Below are 25,249 nucleotides of genomic sequence, written 5' to 3'. Positions count from 1 at the left end.
ACTTTAGGTAAATTTGATTTAGCGCAATTTTGATGATGGGCAATGAAAATCACTCTCAATCACGGCCCATAAACGAGAGGGGAAACGGTAAAGCGTAGGCTCTTATGAGGTAAAGAACGCCATCAATATGGGTGCTGCGAGGCTTAATAAAAAACCGTGTACGATAGCAGCCGGTACGATATCGACACCCGCGCCGCGCTGTAAAACGGGCAGGGTGAAATCCATCGATGTTGCGCCACAAAGACCTAATGCACATGAGCGATTGCGCTGCGCCAAGGTCGGAATCAGCATAATTGCCAACAGCTCGCGGGTTAGATCGTTGAAAAATGCCGTACTGCCGATGACGGGCCCTAGAGCGTCGGTCAGCAAAATGCCAGATAACGAATACCACCCGTAGCCGGATGCCATCGCCAGACCCGTTTTCAGCGGCAGTCCCAGAAGCCACGCGGCAAGCAGGCCGCCACCGAGTGCGCTGATGCCGACGATGAACGCAATGACCAGCCCGCGACGGTTTAACACGATCTGGCGCAGCGTCATCCCGCTGTTACGCAGTTGAATGCCGACCAGAAATAGCAGAAAAATCAGCGCGTACTCACTGCCTTTGCTGGCGTAGGTGAATCCTGACCATTGTGTTAATCCCAGTAAAAATCCACCGCAGACGACGCCGCAGAGAGTGAACGATTCAAGAATCATACGCCGGCGGGAAAATGGGGCGGCGTTTTTAAATTTGCTGTGCCATACGCTACGTTTTTCCCACAGCCACAGCGCAATGCCGTTTGCTGCGAGAATGCAAAATGCGAAGACGGCCGTGTAGCGAAAAATCAGTAACAAATTGCTGCTGAGATCTTCCAGAAAAGCCAGGCTCATTCCCATCAAAAACAGAATAACGTACACCATCCAACCCAGTAGTTGGTTAACCAACTGTAATGCTTTTTTGGCATGCAGCGGCACCAGATAGCCAATGATGAGCGGCAGTAAAATAATTAACAATCCTGAATACATCACAGAATCGGCGTCCTTACGCGAGAAAAATGGTGTTAACCCGTATGTTAGCGTTACTGGGGTTATTGTCGTCAGACCATGGGGCTTTCTTCTTCATTTCTACCCCGACAAATGTTGGTTCGGAGGAAACGTAAACCGTGAGTTGGCAACCGTCGTGGGATTCATCGGCTACACTTGGCGGGAAGAAAAACGATAATCTATTAAAATTAAACAAATTATCGGGGTGAGTAAAGCGCTGTCTGGCAGGATATTCTATACGGTGAGCGTTTTTGCAGCAGAAACTCGCAGGCAGCTGCTACAGGAGAGAAGGATGCATCTGGAAAGTATTGAAATCCTGGGATTTCGGGGAATCAATCGTCTGTCGCTGACGCTGGACGAGAACAATGTACTGATTGGTGAGAACGCCTGGGGGAAATCAAGCCTGCTGGATGCGCTCTCGCTGCTGCTGGCACCGACGCTGCCGCTTTATCATTTTGATATGCAGGATTTCCACTTCACACCGGGAGATGAAAATAGCCGGGAAAAGCATCTTCAGGTTATTTTCACGTTTTGCGAAACGGCACCCGGTCATCATCTATCCCCTCGCTACCGTTCGCTAAGTCCCGTTTGGATAGAGGGAAATGAGTCGCTATACCGCGTTTTTTATCGGTTGGAAGGTGAGGTGGACGAAAGCCAATCGGTTTTCACCTGGCGCAGTTTTCTGGATGCAGACGGGCACCCGATACCGCTGGATGATATTAATGAACTGGCCAGAGAGATTATCCGCCTGCATCCGGTGCTGCGGCTGCGAGACGCGCGTTTTATGCGGCGGCTGCGTTCCGGGACGTTGGCGGCGACGTTAGATAACAGTAATGAAAAACTGGCTCAGCAGTTTGAGCAACTGATGCGAGAGCTGGCGCAAAATCCGCAGAAACTGACGGATAAAGAGTTGCGTCAGGGGCTGGTGGCGATGCGGCAACTGCTGGAGCACTATTTTTCCGAGCAAAGCGCCACGGATAATGACCGACGCCATCATCGGCATGCGCGAACGCACAATGGTAAATCGTGGCGATCGCTAGACAATATCAACCGCCTGATTGCCGACCCCAATAGCCGCAGTCGCCGAATTATTCTGTTGGAGCTATTTTCCACGCTGTTACAGGCAAAAGGGTCCGTAGCGTTGCATCCTCATGCGCGTCCGCTTTTGCTGATTGAAGACCCGGAAACCCGCCTGCATCCGATCATGCTGTCAGTCGCCTGGGGGCTCCTGATGCAATTGCCACTCCAGAAAGTGACGACGACCAACTCTGGGGAGTTACTGTCGCTGGTGCCGATGGAGCAGGTGTGTCGTTTGGTGCGGGAATCTTCACGCGTTGCGACATATCGGATTGGCCGTCAGGGAATGAGTGCTGAGGACAGTCGACGTATCGCTTTTCACATTCGTCTGAATCGACCGGCTTCACTTTTTGCCCGTTGTTGGCTGTTGGTGGAAGGGGAGACAGAAGTCTGGATGTTGAATGAGCTGGCACGCCAGTGTGGTCACCATTTTGAGGCGGAAGGGGTGAAAGTGATTGAGTTTGCCCAGTCAGGTATCCGACCATTGTTGAGATTCGCACACCGCATGGGAATTGAATGGCATGTGCTGGTCGATGGTGATGATGCAGGGAAAAAATACGCGGCGACGGCGAGAAGCCTGCTATCTGCACAGAATGAGAGCGAACGCGATCATCTGACCGTCTTGCCGGCATCGGATATGGAGCACTACATGTACCGCGAGGGATTCAGTCAGGTTTATCACCGCATTGCGCAATTGCCGGAGAAAGTACCGCTGTCGATGCATAAAATCATCATCAAGGCGATCCATCGTTCATCCAAGCCTGATTTGGCGATTGAAGTGGCGCTGGAAGCGGCGGCAATGGGCAGCGATGCGATCCCTCCACTCATTCGTAGCATGTTCTCTCGTGTGCTGTGGCTGGCGCGTGGGCGAGCCGATTAACGGTATCTACCAATAAAAAAATGCCGTTCGATATAAAGAACGGCATTTGTCGCATTATATTTTTTACTGTTTAGCGTCGTGTATTCTGAGTAGAAGTGTAGGGTGTGGAAGGAATCAGGATATGGCCTCGACGATTTGTGGGACGATCAGGCAAGCATGATTGCCTTTCGGCCCCTGGTGTACGTCAAACCTGACAACCTGTCCGGCTTTTAGCGTTCGGTAGCCATCCATCTGAATAGTTGAGTAGTGTGCGAAGATATCGTCACCGCCCCCTTCTGGACAGATAAAACCAAACCCTTTGGCATTATTGAACCATTTAACAGTACCTGTCTCCATGCATTGACATCCTTCGCAAGAGTATTCTTTTTCAGTAAGGTGTGGTTATTTGGTTACTACGGATGAATTGATTAAAACCCCATCAATTCATCCGTACACTTTAGTGAAATCGATCCCGACGTCAAGCAATCTACCGCGGGGTGGGCGAGGGAGTTTGTCAAAGTTTGATGCAGATAACGCTATTGCCGTACCCGCGATCGCAGGGTGTAATCAAGATATCGAGCGTTGGCCTTGAATTTTACTTTCCAGGAACCATTTATTCCCTCAGGTGGTAAAATAAAAAGTAGACGTGCTACTGTAAATGTAGAGATACCCGTAATGCCGATCGTTTAAGGATCGAGATACCGGGGGCTACCACGGTGCGAGGCATCCCTAAGGGAACCTCATCACCGTGTTTCCCCCTAAACCCATACTTAAGTGGCCAGCATTAAGAGATACCCGTCATCTTTCAAGTCGCAGGTGCTCATTTCCTGCTTCTCTGATTTATTGGGAATAAACAGACCAATGTCGTGAGTCACGATATTCGTTACATGATGTGGATAGAGAATGGGAAACAACAGCACGTGGTCACAATCTGAGAACCTGACCGCGGATAAACAGAAAGAGAAATTGCAGCCGCCATCCATGTATAACGTGGTGTTGAATAACGATGATTACACCCCGATGGAATTTGTTATTGACGTTCTGCAAAAGTTCTTTTCTTATGATATTGAACGTGCCACACAGCTTATGTTAACTGTGCATTATCAGGGTAAAGCAATTTGTGGCGTATTCAGCGCTGAAGTGGCTGAGACCAAGGTCGTACAAGTCAATCGTTATGCCAGAGAAAATGAGCACCCGCTGCTCTGTACGCTGGAAAAAGCCTGAAGTCAGGCGATTTATTGGGAGAGGTGCCTATGCTCAATCAAGAACTGGAACTCAGTCTCAACATGGCTTTCGCCAGAGCGCGTGAGCACCGACACGAGTTTATGACCGTGGAGCACCTGTTGCTGGCTCTGCTCAGTAATCCGGCCGCGCGTGAAGCGTTGGAGGCCTGTACGGTAGATTTAGCCGCACTGCGCCAGGAACTGGAAGCCTTCATTGAACAGACCACACCAACATTACCGCAGAGTGACGATGAGCGCGAAACTCAGCCGACGCTCAGCTTCCAGCGCGTATTGCAACGCGCCGTCTTTCATGTGCAGTCTTCTGGCCGCAGTGAAGTGTCTGGTGCCAACGTTCTGGTTGCCATTTTTAGTGAACAGGAATCTCAGGCCGCCTATCTGCTGCGCAAGCATGACGTCAGCCGCCTGGATATTGTGAACTTTATTTCTCACGGCACGCGTAAAGAAGAAACCGATCAGGCGCCAAACCCTGAAAGTCCCGTCAATGAAGAACAGGCAGGAGGGGAAGATCGTATGGAAAACTTCACCACCAATCTGAATCAACTGGCTCGCGTTGGCGGTATCGATCCGCTCATTGGCCGGGATAAAGAACTGGAGCGCACAATTCAGGTGTTATGCCGCCGCCGTAAAAATAACCCGCTGCTGGTCGGCGAATCTGGCGTAGGTAAAACCGCGATTGCTGAAGGGTTGGCCTGGCGTATTGTGCAGGGCGATGTACCGGAAGTGATGGCGGAGTGCACCCTGTATTCACTGGACATCGGTGCGCTGCTGGCCGGCACCAAATATCGCGGTGATTTTGAAAAACGATTCAAGGCACTGTTGAAACAGCTGGAGCAGGATAAAAATAGCATTCTGTTCATTGATGAAATCCACACGATTATCGGTGCGGGTGCTGCATCAGGTGGTCAGGTGGATGCCGCAAATCTGATTAAACCGCTGCTTTCCAGCGGCAGAATTCGCGTCATTGGATCTACCACCTATCAGGAGTTCAGCAATATCTTTGAAAAGGATCGGGCGCTGGCGCGTCGTTTCCAAAAAATCGATATCACCGAACCCAGCGTGGAAGAAACCATACAAATCATTAATGGTCTGAAGCCGAAATATGAGGCGCACCATGATGTTCGCTATACCTCAAAAGCCGTCCGTGCTGCGGTAGAGCTGGCGGTGAAATATATCAATGACCGTCATCTGCCGGATAAAGCCATTGATGTGATTGATGAAGCGGGTGCGCGCAGCCGTCTGATGCCGGCCAGCAAACGTAAGAAAACGGTCAACGTGAGTGATATCGAATCCGTTGTCGCTCGTATCGCCAGAATTCCAGAAAAAACGGTTTCTGCCAGCGATCGTGATGTGCTGAAGAACCTCAGCGATCGCCTGAAAATGTTGGTGTTTGGACAGGATAAAGCAATTGAAGCGCTGTCTGAGTCCATCAAGATGAGCCGTGCAGGATTGGGCCAGGAGCGTAAGCCGGTAGGTTCCTTCCTGTTCGCTGGCCCTACTGGTGTCGGTAAGACGGAAGTGACGCTGCAATTGGCGAAGGCGCTGGATATCGAGCTACTGCGCTTTGATATGTCCGAATACATGGAGCGCCATACGGTCAGCCGCTTGATTGGTGCGCCTCCAGGCTATGTCGGCTACGATCAGGGCGGTTTGCTGACGGATGCGGTAATCAAACATCCTCATGCGGTGCTGTTGTTGGATGAAATCGAAAAAGCGCATCCTGACGTCTTTAACCTGCTGCTACAGGTGATGGATAACGGTACGCTGACGGACAATAATGGTCGTAAAGCGGATTTCCGTAATGTCATTGTTGTTATGACCACCAACGCGGGCGTGCGGGAAACACAGCGTAAATCCATCGGCATCATCCATCAGGACAACAGTACTGATGCGATGGAAGAAATTAAGAAGGTGTTTACGCCGGAGTTCCGTAACCGTCTGGACGGCATTATCTGGTTCAACCATCTGTCGACCGATGTCATTCAGCAGGTTGTCGATAAGTTTATCGTAGAACTTCAGGCGCAGCTGGATGCGAAAGGCGTGTCGCTGGAAGTGAGCGATGAAGCGCGCGACTGGCTGGCAGAGAAAGGCTATGACAAAGCAATGGGTGCCCGACCAATGGCACGCGTGATGCAGGAAAGCCTCAAGAAACCGCTGGCCAACGAGCTGCTGTTTGGTTCGCTGGTGGACGGGGGCTCTGTGACGGTGGAACTGGATAAAGAAACGCAACAGCTGACGTATGGCTTTGTGAGTGCGCAGAAGCGAAAAGCGGAAAGCGTTAATTAATCAATACTGCGTGTTACCTAAGAGGGATGCTGATGCATCCCTTTTTTATTGGTGCGCCGACTACAATTGATATCTATTGTTATAGGACACCGAGAGCAATGGACCCAGCAACAGGTCGCCTCCGGCTAGGAAATGTTGCTTGTATCCGTCGCGCAGACTCTCAATCGATGCCCATCAGGATCTATGGCAACAAAGGTATAACCGAACTCAAGATTTATTGGTTCGAGTGCAAACTTTACGCCTAATTCTTTCCATTCCTGATATATCGTGTCTACATCATTTGGGGTGACATCGGACAGGCAAATTTCAAACCCACCAAATTGGGCTTGAGGCTTTGGATCAATTCCTGATTTAGACTGAATGCCTAAAATAAACTCGGGGGAGAGGGGAAAAACAGAAAATTCTTCATAGGTTTCTAACGGTTCTGATTTTAATATTTTTTTATAAAATTCAGTGCTTAATGAAACATCTTCAACATAAATGATTAAGCTATTTGGTTTAAACATGTCACGTCCTTATATGAGCATTTCATCAATCGTATCTTTAATTTATATCCACACTAACTATACGCCGATTATCTTTGAAAAAGAGATGATTTTATTTGGCGCGATCGTTTAATCAGGATTGAAAGGCGATGGGCAAGATGACGTTAGAGTGAGGGCAGGGGCGGAAAGTATCCAAAAAACAAAAGCCCTTGCCATGAAGGAAAGGGCTGGAGAAGGAGTCACATCCTCATTTATCGCTGTTATCAGCGATGAGCGAACCGGTTAACGGCTGCGGAAGACAATGCGGCCTTTACTCAGGTCGTACGGGGTTAACTCTACAGTGACTTTGTCACCCGTCAGGATGCGGATATAGTTTTTACGCATTTTACCGGAGATATGAGCGGTAACCACGTGCCCGTTTTCCAATTCAACGCGGAACATGGTGTTGGGCAGCGTATCAAGCACGGTGCCTTGCATTTCAATATTGTCTTCTTTGGCCATCGAATCCTCTAGGTCTAACTACCTTTATTTTTTAACCGCAAGATAATGCCGAAAAACCGACATTATGTAAAGAAGCGTTCACGTTTGGAGCGTTATTTACCCGGTTTCCTTTGTCATTCTGTCGGTTCTGCAAGCTGTTGTGGTAACCAACACCCCGCATCGACAGCGATATCCTGCCACTGAGAAAGCAGTTGCAGGAAGCGATCTCGGGGAATTTCACTCACGCCCAGTGAGGCGGTGTGAGAATTTAACACCTGACAGTCAATTAACTGACCACCATGGCGAATAAAATGCTGCTGAAATACCAGCAGCGCGTATTTTGAAGCGTTATCCGTGCGGCTGAACATTGACTCGCCGCAAAATAATCGCCCTTGTTCAACACCATATAACCCACCAACCAGTGCGCCATTGTGCCACACTTCGACGGAATGTGCTTTCCCTACCTGATGAAGCTGGCGATAAGCCGAAATTATATCCGGCGTAATCCAGGTGCCATCGTGGTGTTCGTGTGCACAAGCGTGAATGACATCATCAAATGCCTGATTGAGTGTGGCGATAAAAGTGTGGCGCTTCAGAAATTTTTTCATGCTGCGGCTGAGGTGAAACCCGCCGGGAAACAGGACCGCACGCGGGTTCGGAGACCACCATAAGATCGGTTCACCGGGGGAGAACCAGGGAAAAATTCCCTGGCGGTAGGCCGCTTTTAGCCGGGGAACAGAGAGATCGCCGCCAACGGCCAGCAGGCCATTGGGGTCATCCAGCGCATGGTTCGGATCAGGAAACTGAAGCGAGTGAGACGATAGCTGATAGAGGTGCATGTTTTTCAAACGTTGTATTGCAACGACGTTTGCCTTAAACGTGTTGGCGGAATTGCCAATAACGACCTTGTTGTGCCATCAAAGTCTGATGGCTGCCCTGTTCGATTACGTTACCATCGTCCAGAATACAGATGCGATCCATTGATTCTAAACCGTATAACCGGTGGGTGATAACGATCAGTGTCTTATTGGCACAGTGCTGGCGGAGCAATTGCAGAATACGCCTTTCGGTTTCTGCATCCAGCCCCTCGGTGGGTTCATCCAGCAGGACTAACGGTGCATCGTGCAGTAATGCACGAGCTAAAGCAATACGACGCTGTTCGCCACCGGACAGTTGTCGACCACCTTCTCCCAGCCAGGCATTCAGCCCCTCGTTTTCCAGCAGTTTTTCTAACCCGACTTGTTGTAATACCTCTGCTAGTTTTTCGTCCCGCGCAGTTGGTGCTGCCAGTAACAGGTTATCACGTAGCGTTGCGCTGAAAATATGTACGCGCTGTGGTACGACACTCATCATGGCGCGGAGATCGTCTTCCCGCCAATTGGCAAGCGGGTGCCCATTGAGCGTAACGTCCCCATATTCACAATTCCATGCCCGAGTCAGCAATTGTAATAGCGTCGATTTTCCACATCCGGTTCGCCCAAGCAATGCCAGGTGTTCGCCTGGTTGAATCGAGAGCGTGATATTCCGCAGCACGGGCTGTGGTTGGCCGGGATAAGTGAAGCCGACATGTGAGAGTTCGAGTGAGGCCGTGCTCGATGTCTCTGGTCCATGTTCAGGGAACGTAACGTCAACGGGCTGGCGAATGATTTGATCGACCCGAGCAGCGGAGGCAATCACTTGTCCCATATGCTGGAAGGCTACCGTGACCGGGGCCAGCGCTTCGAAGGCGGCAAGTGACGCGAACACGAACAGGGCGATCAACGCACCGGGCTGTGGATTACCGCCAACGCCATCGGCCGCGAGCCACAGAATCAGCGTAACGGTCAGCCCACTGCATAAAATCATCACCGCCTGAGACAGTCCGGTAAGATTGGCCTGCTGGCGCTGGCGGCGTAGCCAGTTAATTTCCACCAGTGCCAGCTGTTGACGGACGCGCTCGAGTGCGCCAAAAACGGTTAACTCCGCCTGACCTTGCAGCCAGGTGGTTAAATGAAGACGGTATTGTGCACGCAGCGCGGTCAAATCCTGCCCGATGCCGTTACCTGCGCGGTAAAACAGAATAGGCAGACAGAGTAAGAGCACCAGCATGATACTCCCAAGCGTCAGAGCCAATGCGGCATCAAGGAAGCTCAGACCGTAACAGACGATGAGAATGACGGCAAAGGCGCTGACAATAGGTGAAATAACACGGAGGTAGAGGTGGTCAAGTGTATCAACGTCCGCCACGAGTCGGTTTAGCAGCTCAGCCTGACGAAACTGTGCCAGTCCGCCGGGAGAGAGCGGCAGAATGCGAGAAAAGGTGAAAACGCGCAGACGCAGCAGAACACGAAAGGTTGCATCGTGGCTGACGACTCTTTCGCCATAACGTCCAGCGGTACGCGCGATAGCGGCGCCCCGCACGCCTGCGGCAGGTAGCATATAGTTAAAGGTAAGTAGCCCGACAATCCCTGCCAGCGCGGCTCCAGCGAGAAACCAGCCGGATAGGGCGAGCAAGCCGATGCTGGCCAGCAATGTGGCGATTGCCAGCACCACGCCCAGGCTTAAGCGCCAAATGTGTTGACGATAAAGTGCCAGAAATGGTTTTAATACTCGCATCGTTTTTATCTGAGTCATTACAGCGCCCCCTGTCGTTGCGCCAGCAAGGCCGAGAAGGGGCCCGTTTCGGCGCAAAGTGTTTGATAATCCCCCTGCTGAACCAGTCGACCCTCTTCCATCACCCAAATGGCATCATAGTCGGTGATATCGTTGAGCTGGTGCGTGACCAGTAGCGTGGTCTGGGAACGTGCTGCCGCGTTCAGCGCACTCATAACCAACTCCTCGCTGTGGGCGTCGAGGCTGGCTGATGGTTCATCTAGCAGCAATAAGTTGCAAGGGTGGATAAGCGCACGGGCAACGGCGACGCGTTGCGCCTGCCCGACGGACAAGCGGGCTGCGCCATCACCGAGCGTTGTTTCCAGACCCTGTGGGAGTTGCAGTAGAAATTCCTGCACATAGGCCCGCTCAATCGCCAACTGTAATTCCACAAGACTGGCCTGCGGGTTACCTAGCAGAATGTTGTTGCGTAGTGTTGATTCTGGTAAATGGGGATTTTGCCCGACCCAGCTCAACTGTTTACGCCACGACTCAGACGTAAGTGAGTTGAGTGCTTTGCCATTCACGGTTAATGAACCGCGATAGGGCAGGAACCCTAACAGAGCATTAAGCAGTGAACTTTTTCCTGCTCCGCTGATACCGACCAACGCGATACGTTCGCCTGCGCGGATATCGAATGTTAACGGTTGGGTTAACGGCGTGCCATTGGGGGCGAGGACAACCAGGTCTTCCGCGCGGATAGCAATGGCGGTATCGCTGCTGAATTCATGTGTGCCAAAGCCTACTGATTCGCCTTCCTCTGCTAAAAAGGTCACCAGGGATTCCGCTGCGCCGATAGCTTGAGCTTTGGCATGGTAGAAGGTGCCTAGATCGCGTAAAGGTTGAAAGAACTCCGGTGCCAAAATTAGAACGAGGAAACCGGCGAAGAGCGTCACGCCCATTCCATAATGACCAAAATCGAGTTCTCCGAGATAAGAGAAACCGAAATAGACGGCGACAACCGCGATAGAAATGGAGGCGAAAAATTCCAGCACGCCCGAGGAGAGAAATGCCATGCGCAGCACTTCCATGGTGCGGCTACGGAAATCTTCGGAGGCATGGCGGATTTGTTCGGTTTCAGCCTGACCGCGATGAAACAGGCGTAGCGTTTCCATTCCGCGCAGGCGATCGAGAAAGTGTCCGCTTAGGCGAGCCAACGCCAGAAAGTTACGCCGGTTGGCATCCGCTGCACCCATACCGACCAGTGCCATAAACAAAGGGATGAGCGGTGCGGTAAGAAACAGAATCAGCCCTGCGGCCCAGTTGATCGGAAAGAGGGTTATCAGGATAAGCAGCGGGATCAGCGCGGCAAGATACATTTGCGGCAGATAGCGGGAGTAATAGTCCTGCATATCATCCACCTGCTCAAGAATCATCGTTGCCCAGCTACCCGCGGGTTTACCCTGGACCCAAGCAGGACCGAGCTGCTGCAATCGATCCAGTACCAGCTTCCGAATATGCTGTCGAACCGCTTGTCCGCAAAGAAAACCGACACGCTCGCGTAACAGGCTGTTAAGCGCACGCAGAATAAAGGTGGCGATCAGCAGAAGGAAGGGCGATAACAGGGATTCTCGGGGGGCATGATCGATGATCAAGGCGTGAAGCAGAGTGGCTAAGAGCCAGGCTTGTGCCACGATTAGCGCGCCGCTCAGGAATCCGAGCAGCAGTGAAAGCCGTAACCAACGTTGCGCCAGCTTACTTTGCTGTTTCAGCCAGGCGGTCAGTTCTTGCTGTCTGGTTTTTTTCATCGGGCACCAGTTCGTTATGTTGCAGAAATGGACTTAACAGAAAATAACGCTTATGTAACTGTTAGGTAACAAAATTATCTTCTATCATGCAGAATGTCGTCATGTTACCGCGACAGGGACGCGCTGAAAACGAAAAGGAGAGGGGAAATCGGTGAGACGATCAATTTTTGTGTTACGGCAGGCAAATCGGAAGGAAGAAAACGGAACGGCTGTTGCCGCTCCGTTCCTGCATCGTACTACTTGCTGATAGTTAGTCCATCCAGGTAACGTTCAGCATCCAACGCAGCCATACAGCCTGTACCGGCAGAGGTAATGGCTTGGCGGTAAATGTGATCCATCACGTCACCTGCGGCAAAGACGCCAGGAATGCTGGTTTGTGTCGCGTTGCCATGAATACCGGATTGCACTTTGATATAACCGTTTTCCAGTGCCAGTTGGTCGCCAAACACGGCGGTGTTCGGGCTGTGACCGATAGCGATAAACACGCCAGCCAGCTCGATCTCTTCTGCTGCATCGCTCTGTGTATCGCGAATACGTACACCAGTTACGCCCATATCATCACCCAGCACTTCGTCCAGCGTACGGTTGGTATGCAGGATGATGTTGCCGTTTTTAACTTTGTCCATCAGACGGTCGATCAGAATCTTCTCTGAACGGAACGTTTCGCGACGGTGAATCAAATGCACTTCCGCAGCGATGTTAGACAAATACAGTGCTTCTTCTACTGCGGTATTCCCGCCGCCAACGACGGCAACTTTCTGATTCCGATAGAAGAACCCATCACAGGTTGCACAGGCGGAAACACCTTTGCCTTTAAACGCCTCTTCAGACGGCAGGCCAAGGTAGCGAGCCGATGCACCCGTAGCGATGATCAGCGCATCACAGGTGTATTCGTCGCTATCGCCGAATAAACGGAATGGACGGTTCTGCAAATCAACACGTTCAATATGATCAAAAATCACGTCGGTATTGAACTTGGTCGCATGTGCGTGCATACGCTCCATCAACAGCGGGCCGGTTAAATCGTCGGCGTCGCCTGGCCAATTTTCAACTTCGGTCGTGGTCGTCAACTGACCGCCTTTTTCCATACCCGTAATTAATACTGGCTGTAAATTCGCGCGTGCAGCATACACTGCGGCAGTGTAACCAGCTGGGCCTGAGCCCAAAATCAATAACTTGTGATGTTTAACGGTACCCATGCTTTCCTCATTTCATGACGGCGAATGATGTTCATATAACCAGCCTTTACGACCAACTCGTTTCTTTAACGACGAACATATCTACCACGAACAATGAGAACGATTGTAAGGAAATTACAAGAGTAAAAAAAGTATGCAGAAAAGTTGCTGGCTATTTGTTTAATCGGTAATGACGATGTAGATAATAAATTGCTGAAAAATCAGCCACATTCATAAGTAAAATGATTGAACCCACCTTGGCAGATGGCTCTGGCTTATAGAATCTGGCAGTTTCTTCTGATTTTCGTTGTTTTACTTTGACAATCGGCTGTGCATTTGCGAAAACATCTGGGTAAGAGGAAATTTTTTGTATGTGAACAGTTAAAAGCTCGGCTTTTTATTCGTTTTTGCGCAGGCAGGCCTTTGGGCCACGGATATGACGTGATGGCCTCTTCGTTGGCAAGTAATACGTGGGGCGAGAACGAGAAGTTAATGACTGTTGATATACAAAATAAGCAGCGTGTCTTCTTTAAGGGTAACTCTGATACATGAGGTCTATCGGGGTAAAGCGGGTGCAGGGAAAAGTGAAGAGAGACAATAATAATGGTAGACACTAAAAAGCGACCAGGAAAAGATCTCGATCGTATTGATCGTAACATCCTGAACGAATTGCAAAAAGATGGGCGTATTTCCAATGTCGAGCTTTCCAAACGTGTTGGGCTGTCGCCGACGCCGTGTCTGGAGCGTGTGCGTCGTCTGGAAAGACAGGGTTTCATTAATGGCTACACAGCGCTGCTAAACCCGCATTATCTGGATGCGTCACTGCTGGTTTTTGTTGAAATAACGCTAAACCGTGGTGCGCCTGATGTGTTTGAACAGTTTAATTCTGCGGTGCAGAAGTTGGAAGAGATTCAGGAATGCCATCTGGTTTCCGGCGATTTTGACTACCTGTTGAAAACGCGCGTACCGGACATGTCCGCTTACCGTAAACTCCTGGGCGAAACGCTGCTGCGTCTGCCGGGTGTAAACGACACCCGTACTTACGTGGTGATGGAAGAAGTGAAGCAAAGTAACCGTCTGGTCATTAAGACTCGATAAACGCGTGGGTGCAAAACCCGATAAATTCAGCTACACTCCTGTGAATTTATACAGTTCCAGCGCCGGGTTTTCTCGGCGCTTTGTCATAAACCTTACAGGCCCCTGGAGAGACTCTTGAGCCAGGAATATACAGAAGATAAAGACGTTACCCTGAAAAAACTCAGCGGAACACGTCGTTTGCTTGAAGCGATTTTAATCGTTGTGGCACTTTTTGCGGTTTATCTCAGTGTCGCATTGCTCAGTTTCAGCCCCTCCGATCCCAGTTGGTCGCAAACTGCGTGGCATGAACCTATCCATAACCTTGGTGGTGTGGCGGGTGCCTGGTTGGCCGATACGTTGTTCTTTATTTTTGGCGTTCTGGCCTATGCTATTCCGCCGATCATGCTATCTCTGTGCTGGGCGGCTTTCCGTCAGCGTGATAACCATCAATCCATTGAGTATTTTACTTTTTCACTTCGCCTGATTGGAACGTTGGCGCTAATCCTGACTTCTTGTGGTCTGGCTGCGCTGAACATTGACGATCTCTACTATTTTGCTTCTGGTGGCGTATTGGGAAGCCTGTTGAGCAGTTCAATGATCCCGCGTTTTAACAGCATGGGCGCGACGCTGGTTCTGTTGTGCGTATGGGGGGCTGGGCTAACGCTGTTTACTGGCTGGTCATGGCTAACCATTGCCGAAAAAATTGGCGCTGGTGTGTTGGGCTGTCTGACGTTCATGTCAAACCGTTCACGTCGCGATGAAGAATATCGTGAAGAAAACGATCGTGAAGAGGATGAGAAGGATGTGCTTACCCTGCATCACGATGACGCATCAGATGAGGCGACAACACAACTGCGTGATGACGATGACGTCCTGTTTTCTGCATCTTCTGTTGCTAATGCTGTACACGATACGATGGCAGATAGCACGATAGAAGAGGTATCGCCGTCAACGGAAAACGAGCCAACGGCTACACAACCGATACACTCAGCAGAAAGGCCCACGGCAGCATTGTCTGACGCACCGTTGTCTGGCACTGTGCCGCCAATTACCCCCTCTGAGATCGACTCGACGCCGACGCTGTATTCGTTTGAGGTTCCTGAACCGCCTATAACGACGCCAGACCCCCATGGCAGTGCGTCTATTCCTTACGGGAATGCTTACGAGAATCATGTTGTAGCGCCGATCGTAACGCCAGCGGTGATTCAACCGTTTGCTGAGTCAGCACAATCTGCACGCGATACCGATTTCAACGCGAATAACACCTTTATGCCGGCGTTTAGTGCTGAAGCGGATGATAACCCGCAGATTAAACGCGGTGTAGGACCGGAGCTGCCGCGCCCTAATCCGGTACGGATTCCTACTCGCCGCGAGCTGGCGTCGTATGGAATAAAGCTACCGTCGCAACGGCTGGCTGAAGAACAAGCAAGGTTACAGTCTCAGAGCAATAGCGCGGAGACGGAATTGACGAACGATGTGTATCAGGAAGAGACTCCGACTGATATCGCCCAGCAAGAAACTGCGTTGCAACAAGCGTATTTGGAGCAGCAGCGTCAGCGTTATGGTGACGAGTATCCGTTACGGGAAGACGATGAAGACGCACTCTTGCAAGCGCAGCTAGCCAGCGATTTCGCTGCACAGCAGCAGGCTCGTTATGACGCCAGCTCGTCACAGCCTGATGAGATAACGCCTGTATCGTCTGTGGTCAGTGAGTCGGTTCGTCCAACACCTGTAGCACCGCATAACGCCTTTTCGTTCTCGCCGTTTAGCGTAGATAATGAGCGTGAATCTGAACAATCTGAACCGAATGTTTTTAGCGAATCCCCGTATTCACCGCCGTCTTATCGCCCGGAACCAGCGCTTCCGCCGATGCATGCTGGTGAAGATGAGGACGACGACGATGAGCACGCTCCGCTGATGTTTGGCCAGCCTGTGCAACCGACTTCAGCGCCTGTTGACGTTGTAAAACAGGAAAATGCGGCAGTGCCAGCGCATCATCCGGCAATGGATGGCCTGATTCATCCGTTCCTGATGCGTAACGAGCAACCGTTGCAGAAGCCGACTACGCCACTGCCAACGTTGGATTTGTTGACCCCTCCGCCCGCAAGTGAAGCACCTGTTGATAATTTCGCGTTGGAACAAACCGCACGATTGATTGAAGCGCGGCTGGCTGATTTCCGGGTAAAAGCGGATGTCGTTGACCACTCTCCTGGCCCAGTGATCACGCGCTTTGAACTAGACTTGGCTCCGGGTGTTAAAGCCGCGCGCATTTCGAATCTATCACGCGATTTGGCACGTTCATTATCGGTTGTCGCGGTGCGTATTGTTGAAGTGATTCCTGGTAGGCCGTATGTCGGGCTGGAATTGCCGAATGCGCATCGCCAGACCGTTTATCTGCGAGAAGTGCTGGACTGCGACGCGTTCCGGGATAATCCTTCGCCGTTGTCGATCGTCTTGGGGAAAGATATCGCGGGTGAACCCGTGGTTGCTGACCTGGCGAAAATGCCGCACCTGCTGGTTGCCGGTACCACAGGGTCGGGTAAGTCGGTCGGCGTCAATGCCATGATCATCAGCATGTTGTATAAAGCCACGCCGGAAGACGTGCGCTTCATCATGATCGACCCCAAAATGCTTGAGCTCTCGGTGTACGAAGGCATTCCACATTTGCTGACGGAAGTCGTAACCGACATGAAGGATGCAGCAAATGCGTTACGCTGGTGTGTTGGCGAAATGGAGCGCCGCTACAAGCTGATGTCTGCGCTTGGCGTGCGTAATTTGGCGGGATACAACGAGCGGGTCATGACGGCAAATGCGATGGGACGTCCGATTCCCGATCCGTTCTGGAAACCGGGCGACAGTATGGATATGACACCGCCAGTGCTGGAAAAACTGCCATATATTGTCGTCATGGTCGATGAGTTTGCCGACCTGATGATGGCGGTAGGTAAGAAGGTTGAAGAACTGATTGCTCGACTGGCGCAAAAAGCGCGAGCTGCGGGTATTCATCTGGTACTGGCGACGCAACGTCCTTCAGTCGATGTGATCACCGGGCTTATCAAAGCGAACATTCCGACGCGTATCGCGTTTACCGTTTCCAGCAAGATCGATTCACGGACTATCCTTGATCAAGGGGGCGCGGAATCGCTCTTGGGAATGGGGGATATGCTGTATATGGCCCCTAACTCTTCGATTCCCGTCCGTGTGCATGGCGCTTTTGTACGCGATGAGGAAGTGCATGCCGTGGTTCAAGACTGGAAAGCGCGGGGACGCCCTCAATATATCGATAATATTGTCAGCGGTGGCGATGATGGGGAAGGTGGAAGCCTCGGCCTTGATGGCGATGAAGAACTCGATCCACTGTTCGATCAGGCGGTAGAGTTTGTGGTCGATAAGCGCCGCGCATCCATTTCCGGCGTACAGCGTCAGTTCCGAATTGGCTATAACCGCGCTGCGCGAATTGTTGAGCAAATGGAAGCGCAGGGCATCGTCAGTTCTCCTGGACACAATGGTAACCGTGAGGTACTGGCACCTCCATCAATGGAATAACAGCGCGGTATCCGTTGACATCACTCCATCATAAGGGCTGCGTGCGCAGCCCTTATGCAAAGAAGCGTAAAAGCGCTAATAAGCAGATAATTCACCTATCACTGTCCGAGTGGGTTCAGATAACATAGATTCATAAATCACAGTGCTTCACAAGTAACCGTGATCTACAAAGAACATCGACGCAACGTTAAGCGTTTGGCCTTGATAGACAAGGCCTGTTATATCAGGAAATTCAAAGGATTATGCGTATGAAAAAGTGGTTAGCTATCAGTTGCCTGATTACGGGAATGACGTCAACCGCTGTCTATGCGGACGCAGCAAAAGATTTGCAGGGGCGCCTCAATAAAGTAAACAGTTTCCACGCAAACTTCAGCCAGACCGTCACCAGCGCGGATGGCGCAGCGGTACAGGAAGGAGAGGGTGAACTGTGGTTAAAACGCCCTAACTTATTTAACTGGAAAACAACATCACCCGATGAAAGTGCATTGATTTCTGACGGAAAAACACTCTGGTTTTACAATCCGTTTGTTGAGCAGGTCACGGCGACCTGGCTGAAAGATGCAACAGGCAACACGCCGTTCATCCTGATTACGCGTAACGATACCAGTGACTGGGATAAATACGATGTACTTCAGAAAGGCGATGATTTCGAACTTACGCCGAAGTCAGCGAGCGGCAATCTAAAGCAGTTCGCGATTAATGTGACGACAAACGGTACGATCAAGCAATTTACCGCGACGGAACAAGATGGGCAGCGCAGTACCTATGTGCTGAAAAATCAGCAAAACGGCGCTGTTAATGCCGCGCGGTTTACGTTTACGCCACCGAAAGGCGTCACGCTGGACGATCAGCGTCAGTGAGGCCAGCGTGAGCAACCTGTCACTTGATTTTTCCCATAATGAATTCCAACCGCTGGCCGCGCGTATGCGGCCAGCAACATTGGCGCAGTATATCGGTCAACAGCACCTGTTAGGTGTTGGTAAACCACTGCCACGAGCCATTGAGGCAGGGCAGTTGCACTCGATGATTCTTTGGGGGCCGCCAGGAACGGGAAAAACGACGCTGGCAGAATTAATTGGGCATTACGGGCAGGCTGATGTCGAGCGTATTTCTGCCGTAACGTCTGGCATCAAAGAAATTCGTGAAGCGATTGAACACGCTCGGCAAAACCGTAATGCGGGTCGCCGCACCATCCTGTTTGTCGATGAAGTTCATCGTTTCAACAAAAGCCAGCAGGATGCGTTTCTGCCACATATCGAAGATGGAACCATCACCTTCATTGGCGCGACAACGGAAAACCCTTCTTTTGAACTCAATTCTGCATTGTTATCGCGCGCCCGTGTCTATTTGCTAAAAGCATTGACGGCAGAAGATATCGAACAGGTGTTATTACAGGCGATGAGTGACCGCGAGCGCGGATATGGTGAACAGAATATTGTGCTGCCTGCTGAAACGGGTCGAATGCTGGCAGAGTTGGTTAATGGCGATGCCAGACGTGCGCTGAATAGTCTGGAAATGATGGCGGACATGGCAGAGATTGATGCGCAAGGTATGCGTGTCCTGACGCCAGCTCTCCTCAATGAAATCGCAGGCGAACGCAGTGCCCGTTTTGATAACAAGGGCGATCGCTATTACGACCTGATTTCGGCTTTGCATAAATCGGTGAGAGGCTCTGCGCCGGATGCGGCACTTTATTGGTATGCCCGAATCATCACCGCTGGTGGCGATCCGCTGTATGTTGCGCGGCGGCTGTTGGCGATTGCCTCTGAAGATGTCGGCAACGCCGATCCGCGAGCGATGCAGGTGGCGATCTCTGCCTGGGATTGTTTCACCCGCGTTGGCCCGGCAGAGGGGGAGCGTGCGATTGCACAGGCTATTGTTTATCTGGCTTGTGCCCCTAAAAGTAACGCGGTATACAGTGCTTTCAAAGCGGCGATGCAGGATGCTCGCGAGAAACCAGACTATGATGTCCCCGAACATTTGCGCAATGCACCGACTCGGCTGATGAAAGAAATGGGTTTAGGGGCAGAGTATCGATACGCACACAATGAACCTAATGCCTATGCGGCGGGTGAGAGCTACTTTCCGCCTGAAATGGCGAATACGCACTATTATGTGCCTACCTCGCGCGGCCTTGAGGGCAAAATTGGTGAAAAGCTCGCCTGGCTTGCGACTCAGGATCAAAATAGCCCGACAAAACGCTACCGTTGAACTAAGCGTTGCGGTAAGGTTATCGAGATATTTTCTGAAGCTGGCGCGCCTAGCGCGCCGTGTTCGCCATCATTTCATTTGATAATCATAAGCACAGGATTAGCATGCTCGATCCCAATTTACTGCGCAATGAGCTAGACGCAGTCGCCGAAAAGTTACTGGCTCGCAGAGGCTTTAAGCTGGATGTTGAGACCCTGCGTAAGCAGGAAGAACGTCGTAAAGTATTGCAGGTAGAAACCGAAAACCTGCAGGCAGTGCGTAACTCCCGATCGAAAGAGATCGGTGCAGCGAAAGCACGCGGTGAAGATATCGAGCCTTTGCGTCGTGAAGTTAACACACTCGGCGAAAAACTGGATGCTGCGAAGGCAGAGCTGGATCAGTTGCAGAATGAAATTCGCGATCTGGCGTTAACGATCCCGAACCTGCCAGACGACGCAGTACCGCTTGGTAAGGATGACTCGCAGAACCAGGAAGTGACCCGCTGGGGTGAGCCACGTAAATATGATTTCCCCGTGCGCGATCATGTCGAACTCGGCGAGATGGCTGCCGGACTGGATTTTGCCGCCGCGGTGAAATTAACCGGTGCGCGGTTTGTTGTGATGAAAGGACAGATCGCTCGTCTGCATCGTGCACTTTCCCAGTTCATGCTGGATTTACATACGCAGCAGCACGGTTATCAGGAAGCGTATGTGCCTTACCTGGTAAACCATGCCACGTTATACGGTACGGGTCAGTTGCCTAAATTTGGCGAAGATCTGTTCCACACCAATCCTTTAAGCGAAGAAGCAGAAAGCAGCCAATATGCGCTGATCCCGACGGCTGAAGTTCCGCTGACTAACCTGGTGCGTGACGAGATTCTCGATGAAGAATCCTTGCCATTGAAAATGACCGCACACACGCCGTGTTTCCGTTCTGAAGCGGGTTCGTATGGCCGTGATACGCGTGGGTTGATTCGTATGCACCAGTTTGACAAAGTTGAGCTGGTACAAATCGTCCGCCCTGAAGATTCTATGCAGGCGTTGGAAGAATTGACGACCCATGCTGAAACGGTGTTGCAACTGCTGAAATTGCCTTACCGTAAAGTATTACTGTGTACTGGGGATATGGGCTTTGGTTCCACCAAAACTTACGATTTGGAAGTTTGGCTGCCAGCGCAAGATACGTACCGTGAAATCTCTTCTTGCTCCAACATGTGGGATTTCCAGGCGCGTCGTATGCAGGCTCGTTGCCGCAGTAAGTCCGATAAGAAGACCCGTTTGGTTCACACGTTAAACGGTTCGGGTCTGGCAGTTGGCCGTACACTGGTGGCTGTTCTGGAAAACTACCAGCAGGCCGATGGCCGTATTGAAATTCCTGAAGTGCTGCGTCCGTATATGGGCGGGCTGGAATTTATTGGCTAACCTCTGCTATCTGAATAAAGCGCCTCAGGGCGCTTTTTTTACGTCCCATGTTCGGTAATATTTTTTTATCGTAAAAATAATTTATTTATCTCATATCGTTTTTTTTACTTAATTTTTAAGCTGAAAGTGTTTTAAAATCAGATGAGTAGTCGCCTTCTGCTTTCACGTCTCTGGCCCTTTCTATGAGTATTGATTAATTCTTTCAATCCATGATTGAAGAAAGAAGTTTTTGCACTTTTTGCCCGGATTGACTTTTATATACGCAGTGTCATGATGCGCTCACTCTTCTCCGGTTGTTTGGTTATCCACTTCGCTATGTCTGCTTATTCCCGCCCAGTGCTGTTATTGCTCTGCGGACTTCTGCTGCTGACAGTTTGTATTGCGGTATTAAATACTTTGGTTCCACTTTGGTTAAGTTATCAGGCTTTGCCTGTCTGGCAGGTGGGACTGGTTGGTTCATCCTATTTCGGTGGCAATCTGGTTGGAACGCTATTAGCCGGTAAATTAATCAAACTTTATGGGTTTAACCGCAGCTATTATCTCGCAGCTTTATTATTTGGCGTCGCGATTGTGGGGCTTGGTATTTCTACGGATATTGGCAACTGGTTGTTCTGGCGTTTTCTTGCTGGGATAGGCTGTGCATTGATCTGGGTTGTGGTCGAGAGTGCTTTGCTGTGTAGTGGAACATCGACGCAGAGAGGGCAACTGCTAGCTGCTTACATGATCGCTTATTACCTCGGTAGTGTGATTGGGCAACTACTGCTTGGTGTATTGCCTACGTCATTATTGAGCGTGCTGCCGTGGATGACTGCATTAGTTATTTTAGCCGTCTTACCATTGCTGTTTACTCATCTCCCGACTCCACCAGAACAGCACGAAAAACCTGTCAATATGTGGAAAATGTTGACATATCGCAGTGCGCGTTTAGGCGTACACGGCTGTATTATTTCCGGCGCAATTCTAGGTTCGTTGTATGGCTTGATGCCGCTGTATCTCTCCCATCAGGGAATGAATGATGCGCAGGTTGGCTACTGGATGGCGCTGTTGATCAGCTCAGGTATCATCGGCCAATGGCCCATTGGACGCATGGCGGATCGTTATGGCCGATTGTTGGTTCTTCGGGGGCTGGTTTTTGTGGTGATTGTTGGCTGTATTGCCATGCTAAGTATCAGCCACTATGCCATGGCTCCGTCACTGCTCCTGTTGGGGTGTGCCGGGTTTACGCTGTACCCCGTTGCTATGTCATGGGCATGTGAAAAAGTGTGCCCTGATGAACTCGTGGCAATGAATCAAGCGTTACTCCTCAGCTACACGCTTGGCAGTCTTTTCGGGCCAAGCGTTGCAGCGGTATTGATGCAGAGCTACTCCGATCGATTGCTGTTTGTCTTGATCGCTGTTGTTGCCATGATCTACTTGATGCTGTTACTCAGAAAAGCCAACCATCATCCAACGCCATTAGCTGCTGCTTGAGTTAGTGAGATCGAGGCTGGCCAGCGAGCTTTGTCCCGCTTCGACCATGTTATTCCATAGCGCTTCGGCTACTGGGCTAGGGCGCTGTTTTGCGTTTCGCACCAGATAAAATATGCTGGTTAGCTTTAAACGATCGGGCGCGATTGCGGCGAGTTTTCCTTTTTCAATCCAAGGCGCTGCATAGTGATCGGGGAGAAAACAACTATGAGTTCCCGCTAGCAGAAGTAGTAGACTCCCCTCAAGATGCCAGGCTGTTTGGTGGTAACCTTGTTTTGCTACGGGGCCGAGTTGTTTCGATATTTCGTTGAAAGCATGACCACCGATTAGTAATCGACGGGGATTTAATTCACCATTTAGCCATTCACGCTCTATAATTTCAGCATTTTCTGCTAGTGAATAAAAATAACTGTGTTCAACGAATACAGGTTCATAAAAAATGTCTGCGGGAATGTCATCGGGCAGGGCGCTTAAAACAATATCAAGATGTCCATTTTTTAGCCGCTCCATGAGCGGAAGGTACTCCATAATATCAAGTTCGACATTGACTTCTGGGCTTTGAGCATAAAGCTGGGTTATCGCCTGAGATACGACGTTATTGGGGTGTGTGGCAATATTATCCAGGCAACCTAGTTTAACTTTACCTATGAGCTGATGTTTGATACGGGCTAATCTGTTAGCGAAATCATCGAGTGTGGAAATGACAGATTTGGCTTCCTGATAGACAACCTCTCCCTCGGTTGTTAAAGCAAAACCACCACGTCCGCGTTCGCACAACACAAGTCCAAGCGTATCCTCAAGGCGAGATAGATAGTGGCTTAATACAGGTTGGCTTAGGCCAGTTGCGGTTTGCGCATTGGTAATTCCTTGTTTTTCAACGATTTTACAAAACAATTTTAACCAGCGGATTTCCAGTTTATCTAAGCGCATAGCATTTCCTTCGCATACATTACATATTTGAATGTTAACATCAAAATATATCTGTATTAATCGATATGAAACCCATTTATCTTGTTGTCACGCCACATCGATGGTGTGGTTGCCACAAAAGAGCGTGGTTTTATGCGTCACATCAGGGTCTCCCATAAGCACAATGGTGTTGTTAGCTTGCTGACGACACCATTGTTCTATACGTCGCCAAACAACCTCTATAAAATATCACAACGATACAATAATTATTTGCTGCTTATTTGATGGAGGGGTGATGTCTCAAGGAAATGCTGTACCTAAAAAACAACAACAGGAGCGAAAAATCTATGATTATGAATACGAGCCTGTCCCTGTTGAGGTGAGAAAAAGTTGGTATGTTATTGCCTTAATATGGCTAGCTTTAGGGATCGATATTTCTGGTTTGTTTCTCGGGTCTTTTCTAAGTAGTGGACTGCCGTTTTCTCAGGCTATCTACGCTACACTCATTGGCTCCGTCTTACTAGGCATCCTCGCCGCACTATGTGCTAACGTCGGCTATGGTTGCGGGCTATCAACAACGCTACTAAGTATTTCCGTTTTTGGGAGATTAGGTGGAAAAATAATTGGCGTATTTTCCGCCGTTTCTATGGTGGGATGGTTCGCCTTTCAACTCGATTTCTTTGGTGTAATGTTGCAAAAAGCCCTGTTACATTATCAATTTGAACCTGGGCGTTTTTTTACCCTGCTTTTCGGCATGGTATTAATGGCATGGACGGCCATTTGGGGGGTCAGGGCGTTAGGTAAATTAAGTGTATTAAGCGTCCCGCTAATGCTCATACTGATAATATCAGGGATATATCTCGCAGCCAGCGGCCATTCTTCGCCTGCTGAGGTCGCTATTCAAAATCCAATAAGCTTAGGAAGTGCGGTTTCTTACGTTGTGTCTATTTGGATAGTGGCGGCAAGTATTGTATCACCCGATATCGCCCGTTATGCCAGAACGCGTAAAGACGCTATATTAGGGGCTGGCCTAGGATTTTTGCTGGGGAACAGCTCAACGATTCTTGTTGCACTCGTATTGACTCATATGGTTGGTAGTGACGATTTGGTCGAAATATTTTTTAGCATCGGACTTGGTGTGTCGGCCATTGTAGTTTTAATTTTCGCTCAATGGACGACGAATAGTTCGAATTTAATTTCAGCTTCATTAGGCCTCTCTGTTGTTGTCAGAGCAATATCCCGGCCAATACTCGTTGTGTTGATGGCAATTGTTGGTTTGTTTTTGGCTTATAACGGCATGATTAATAACTTTACTCAGTTTTTGTCGTTACTAGGTGTCCTAATTTCCCCTATTGCGGGGGTTTATCTTGCTGAATATTACTTTTTTGACTCTTCGCGTCTCAAGCAGGACGCATCACAGCCACCATTATTGAATATTTGTGCGTCTGTCGCATGGCTATGCGGCAGCTTTGTAAGCTTATTAACAGCTACAGACTTCTTTGATTTGTTCACGATCACATCCGTTTCGACATTGGATGGCATAATAATCAGTCTGGTGATGTATATCGCTATGCGGAAACTGTTCCCGCAGTTGGCAGAATCTTCCCATTCATTTTCTAAATCTTAGGTTGTTC

Annotated in this window: 19 protein-coding genes; 10 read left to right on the top strand and 9 right to left on the bottom strand. The window is 50.1% G+C overall.

What is annotated here, in order from left to right:
• Positions 1 to 102 precede the first annotated feature (102 nt).
• Entirely contained in the window at positions 103 to 1,002 is a 900-nt protein-coding gene (locus EDI29_RS07840) for a LysO family transporter (protein WP_137740574.1), read from the bottom strand.
• Positions 1,003 to 1,312: 310 nt separating this feature from the next.
• Between EDI29_RS07840 and EDI29_RS07835 the strand changes: the two genes are divergently transcribed.
• Positions 1,313 to 2,977 carry an ATP-dependent endonuclease gene (locus EDI29_RS07835; protein WP_137740451.1) on the top strand — a complete coding sequence of 555 codons (1,665 nt, stop codon included), beginning with the start codon at positions 1,313 to 1,315 and terminating at the stop codon, positions 2,975 to 2,977.
• 114 nt (positions 2,978 to 3,091) lie between these two features.
• On the opposite strand, the gene cspD is transcribed toward EDI29_RS07835, so the two are convergent.
• Positions 3,092 to 3,313 (bottom strand): cold shock-like protein CspD, encoded by a 222-nt coding sequence (gene cspD, locus EDI29_RS07830; RefSeq protein ID WP_005967383.1) that lies wholly within the window; start codon positions 3,311 to 3,313, stop codon positions 3,092 to 3,094.
• Positions 3,314 to 3,859: 546 nt separating this feature from the next.
• Between cspD and clpS the strand changes: the two genes are divergently transcribed.
• Positions 3,860 to 4,180, top strand: coding sequence for an ATP-dependent Clp protease adapter ClpS (gene clpS / locus EDI29_RS07820; protein WP_005967385.1), 321 nt, complete (start codon positions 3,860 to 3,862; stop codon positions 4,178 to 4,180).
• A gap of 29 nt (positions 4,181 to 4,209) precedes the next feature.
• Positions 4,210 to 6,483 carry an ATP-dependent Clp protease ATP-binding subunit ClpA gene (gene clpA / locus EDI29_RS07815; protein ID WP_137740450.1) on the top strand — a complete coding sequence of 758 codons (2,274 nt, stop codon included), beginning with the start codon at positions 4,210 to 4,212 and terminating at the stop codon, positions 6,481 to 6,483.
• A 125-nt stretch (positions 6,484 to 6,608) separates the two neighbouring features.
• Here the strand turns inward: clpA and EDI29_RS07810 are convergent, their stop codons facing one another.
• From EDI29_RS07810 to trxB, 6 genes are all read right to left on the bottom strand, one after another.
• Positions 6,609 to 6,989 carry a VOC family protein gene (locus EDI29_RS07810; RefSeq protein ID WP_137740449.1) on the bottom strand — a complete coding sequence of 127 codons (381 nt, stop codon included), beginning with the start codon at positions 6,987 to 6,989 and terminating at the stop codon, positions 6,609 to 6,611.
• 261 nt (positions 6,990 to 7,250) lie between these two features.
• Positions 7,251 to 7,469 carry a translation initiation factor IF-1 gene (gene infA, locus EDI29_RS07805; RefSeq protein ID WP_002211347.1) on the bottom strand — a complete coding sequence of 73 codons (219 nt, stop codon included), beginning with the start codon at positions 7,467 to 7,469 and terminating at the stop codon, positions 7,251 to 7,253.
• 113 nt (positions 7,470 to 7,582) lie between these two features.
• On the bottom strand, positions 7,583 to 8,287 hold the full coding sequence (aat, locus tag EDI29_RS07800) for a leucyl/phenylalanyl-tRNA--protein transferase (RefSeq protein ID WP_137740448.1): 705 nt from the start codon (positions 8,285 to 8,287) through the stop codon (positions 7,583 to 7,585).
• Between the two features lie 34 nt (positions 8,288 to 8,321).
• Entirely contained in the window at positions 8,322 to 10,043 is a 1,722-nt protein-coding gene (gene cydC, locus EDI29_RS07795; protein ID WP_193555650.1) for a heme ABC transporter ATP-binding protein/permease CydC, read from the bottom strand.
• A gap of 17 nt (positions 10,044 to 10,060) precedes the next feature.
• Positions 10,061 to 11,827 (bottom strand): heme ABC transporter permease/ATP-binding protein CydD, encoded by a 1,767-nt coding sequence (gene cydD / locus EDI29_RS07790; RefSeq protein ID WP_137740446.1) that lies wholly within the window; start codon positions 11,825 to 11,827, stop codon positions 10,061 to 10,063.
• 236 nt (positions 11,828 to 12,063) lie between these two features.
• The gene (trxB, locus tag EDI29_RS07785) at positions 12,064 to 13,026 is read right to left on the bottom strand and encodes a thioredoxin-disulfide reductase (protein WP_137740445.1); all 963 of its coding nucleotides are present in this window, start codon (positions 13,024 to 13,026) and stop codon (positions 12,064 to 12,066) included.
• 582 nt (positions 13,027 to 13,608) lie between these two features.
• On the opposite strand from trxB, the gene lrp reads away from it, so the two are divergent.
• The 6 genes from lrp to EDI29_RS07755 all read left to right on the top strand — a co-directional run bounded on the left by lrp (position 13,609) and on the right by EDI29_RS07755 (position 22,709).
• On the top strand, positions 13,609 to 14,103 hold the full coding sequence (lrp, locus tag EDI29_RS07780; protein WP_005967536.1) for a leucine-responsive transcriptional regulator Lrp: 495 nt from the start codon (positions 13,609 to 13,611) through the stop codon (positions 14,101 to 14,103).
• A gap of 114 nt (positions 14,104 to 14,217) precedes the next feature.
• A complete protein-coding gene (locus tag EDI29_RS07775) occupies positions 14,218 to 17,628 on the top strand; it encodes a DNA translocase FtsK 4TM domain-containing protein (RefSeq protein ID WP_137740444.1) in 3,411 nt (1,136 codons plus the stop codon).
• A gap of 248 nt (positions 17,629 to 17,876) precedes the next feature.
• The gene (gene lolA / locus EDI29_RS07770) at positions 17,877 to 18,488 is read left to right on the top strand and encodes an outer membrane lipoprotein periplasmic chaperone LolA (protein ID WP_137740443.1); all 612 of its coding nucleotides are present in this window, start codon (positions 17,877 to 17,879) and stop codon (positions 18,486 to 18,488) included.
• 7 nt (positions 18,489 to 18,495) lie between these two features.
• Positions 18,496 to 19,839, top strand: a complete 1,344-nt coding sequence (locus EDI29_RS07765) for a replication-associated recombination protein A (protein WP_137740442.1) — start codon at positions 18,496 to 18,498, stop codon at positions 19,837 to 19,839.
• Positions 19,840 to 19,943: 104 nt separating this feature from the next.
• Positions 19,944 to 21,239 carry a serine--tRNA ligase gene (serS, locus tag EDI29_RS07760; protein WP_137740441.1) on the top strand — a complete coding sequence of 432 codons (1,296 nt, stop codon included), beginning with the start codon at positions 19,944 to 19,946 and terminating at the stop codon, positions 21,237 to 21,239.
• A gap of 315 nt (positions 21,240 to 21,554) precedes the next feature.
• Positions 21,555 to 22,709 carry an MFS transporter gene (locus EDI29_RS07755; RefSeq protein ID WP_137740573.1) on the top strand — a complete coding sequence of 385 codons (1,155 nt, stop codon included), beginning with the start codon at positions 21,555 to 21,557 and terminating at the stop codon, positions 22,707 to 22,709.
• Here EDI29_RS07755 and EDI29_RS07750 read toward each other — a convergent pair.
• Positions 22,695 to 23,636 carry a LysR family transcriptional regulator gene (locus tag EDI29_RS07750; protein ID WP_137740440.1) on the bottom strand — a complete coding sequence of 314 codons (942 nt, stop codon included), beginning with the start codon at positions 23,634 to 23,636 and terminating at the stop codon, positions 22,695 to 22,697. The genes EDI29_RS07755 and EDI29_RS07750 overlap by 15 nt on opposite strands.
• 274 nt (positions 23,637 to 23,910) lie before the next feature.
• Between EDI29_RS07750 and EDI29_RS07745 the strand changes: the two genes are divergently transcribed.
• A complete protein-coding gene (locus EDI29_RS07745) occupies positions 23,911 to 25,242 on the top strand; it encodes a cytosine permease (protein ID WP_137740439.1) in 1,332 nt (443 codons plus the stop codon).
• Positions 25,243 to 25,249: the final 7 nt, after the last annotated feature.

The organism is Pectobacterium polonicum (assembly GCF_005497185.1).
GTDB lineage: Bacteria > Pseudomonadota > Gammaproteobacteria > Enterobacterales > Enterobacteriaceae > Pectobacterium > Pectobacterium polonicum.
This window is presented reverse-complemented; position numbering and strand designations above follow the sequence as displayed.

Coding starts and splice junctions, on each gene's coding strand:
- EDI29_RS07840 (WP_137740574.1), bottom strand. CDS start 1,002: ATGTATTCAGGATTGTTAATTATTTTACTGCCGCTCATCATTGGCTAT.
- EDI29_RS07835 (WP_137740451.1), top strand. CDS start 1,313: ATGCATCTGGAAAGTATTGAAATCCTGGGATTTCGGGGAATCAATCGT.
- cspD (WP_005967383.1), bottom strand. CDS start 3,313: ATGGAGACAGGTACTGTTAAATGGTTCAATAATGCCAAAGGGTTTGGT.
- clpS (WP_005967385.1), top strand. CDS start 3,860: ATGGGAAACAACAGCACGTGGTCACAATCTGAGAACCTGACCGCGGAT.
- clpA (WP_137740450.1), top strand. CDS start 4,210: ATGCTCAATCAAGAACTGGAACTCAGTCTCAACATGGCTTTCGCCAGA.
- EDI29_RS07810 (WP_137740449.1), bottom strand. CDS start 6,989: ATGTTTAAACCAAATAGCTTAATCATTTATGTTGAAGATGTTTCATTA.
- infA (WP_002211347.1), bottom strand. CDS start 7,469: ATGGCCAAAGAAGACAATATTGAAATGCAAGGCACCGTGCTTGATACG.
- aat (WP_137740448.1), bottom strand. CDS start 8,287: ATGCACCTCTATCAGCTATCGTCTCACTCGCTTCAGTTTCCTGATCCG.
- cydC (WP_193555650.1), bottom strand. CDS start 10,043: ATGCGAGTATTAAAACCATTTCTGGCACTTTATCGTCAACACATTTGG.
- cydD (WP_137740446.1), bottom strand. CDS start 11,827: ATGAAAAAAACCAGACAGCAAGAACTGACCGCCTGGCTGAAACAGCAA.
- trxB (WP_137740445.1), bottom strand. CDS start 13,026: ATGGGTACCGTTAAACATCACAAGTTATTGATTTTGGGCTCAGGCCCA.
- lrp (WP_005967536.1), top strand. CDS start 13,609: ATGGTAGACACTAAAAAGCGACCAGGAAAAGATCTCGATCGTATTGAT.
- lolA (WP_137740443.1), top strand. CDS start 17,877: ATGAAAAAGTGGTTAGCTATCAGTTGCCTGATTACGGGAATGACGTCA.
- serS (WP_137740441.1), top strand. CDS start 19,944: ATGCTCGATCCCAATTTACTGCGCAATGAGCTAGACGCAGTCGCCGAA.
- EDI29_RS07755 (WP_137740573.1), top strand. CDS start 21,555: ATGTCTGCTTATTCCCGCCCAGTGCTGTTATTGCTCTGCGGACTTCTG.
- EDI29_RS07750 (WP_137740440.1), bottom strand. CDS start 23,636: ATGCGCTTAGATAAACTGGAAATCCGCTGGTTAAAATTGTTTTGTAAA.
- EDI29_RS07745 (WP_137740439.1), top strand. CDS start 23,911: ATGTCTCAAGGAAATGCTGTACCTAAAAAACAACAACAGGAGCGAAAA.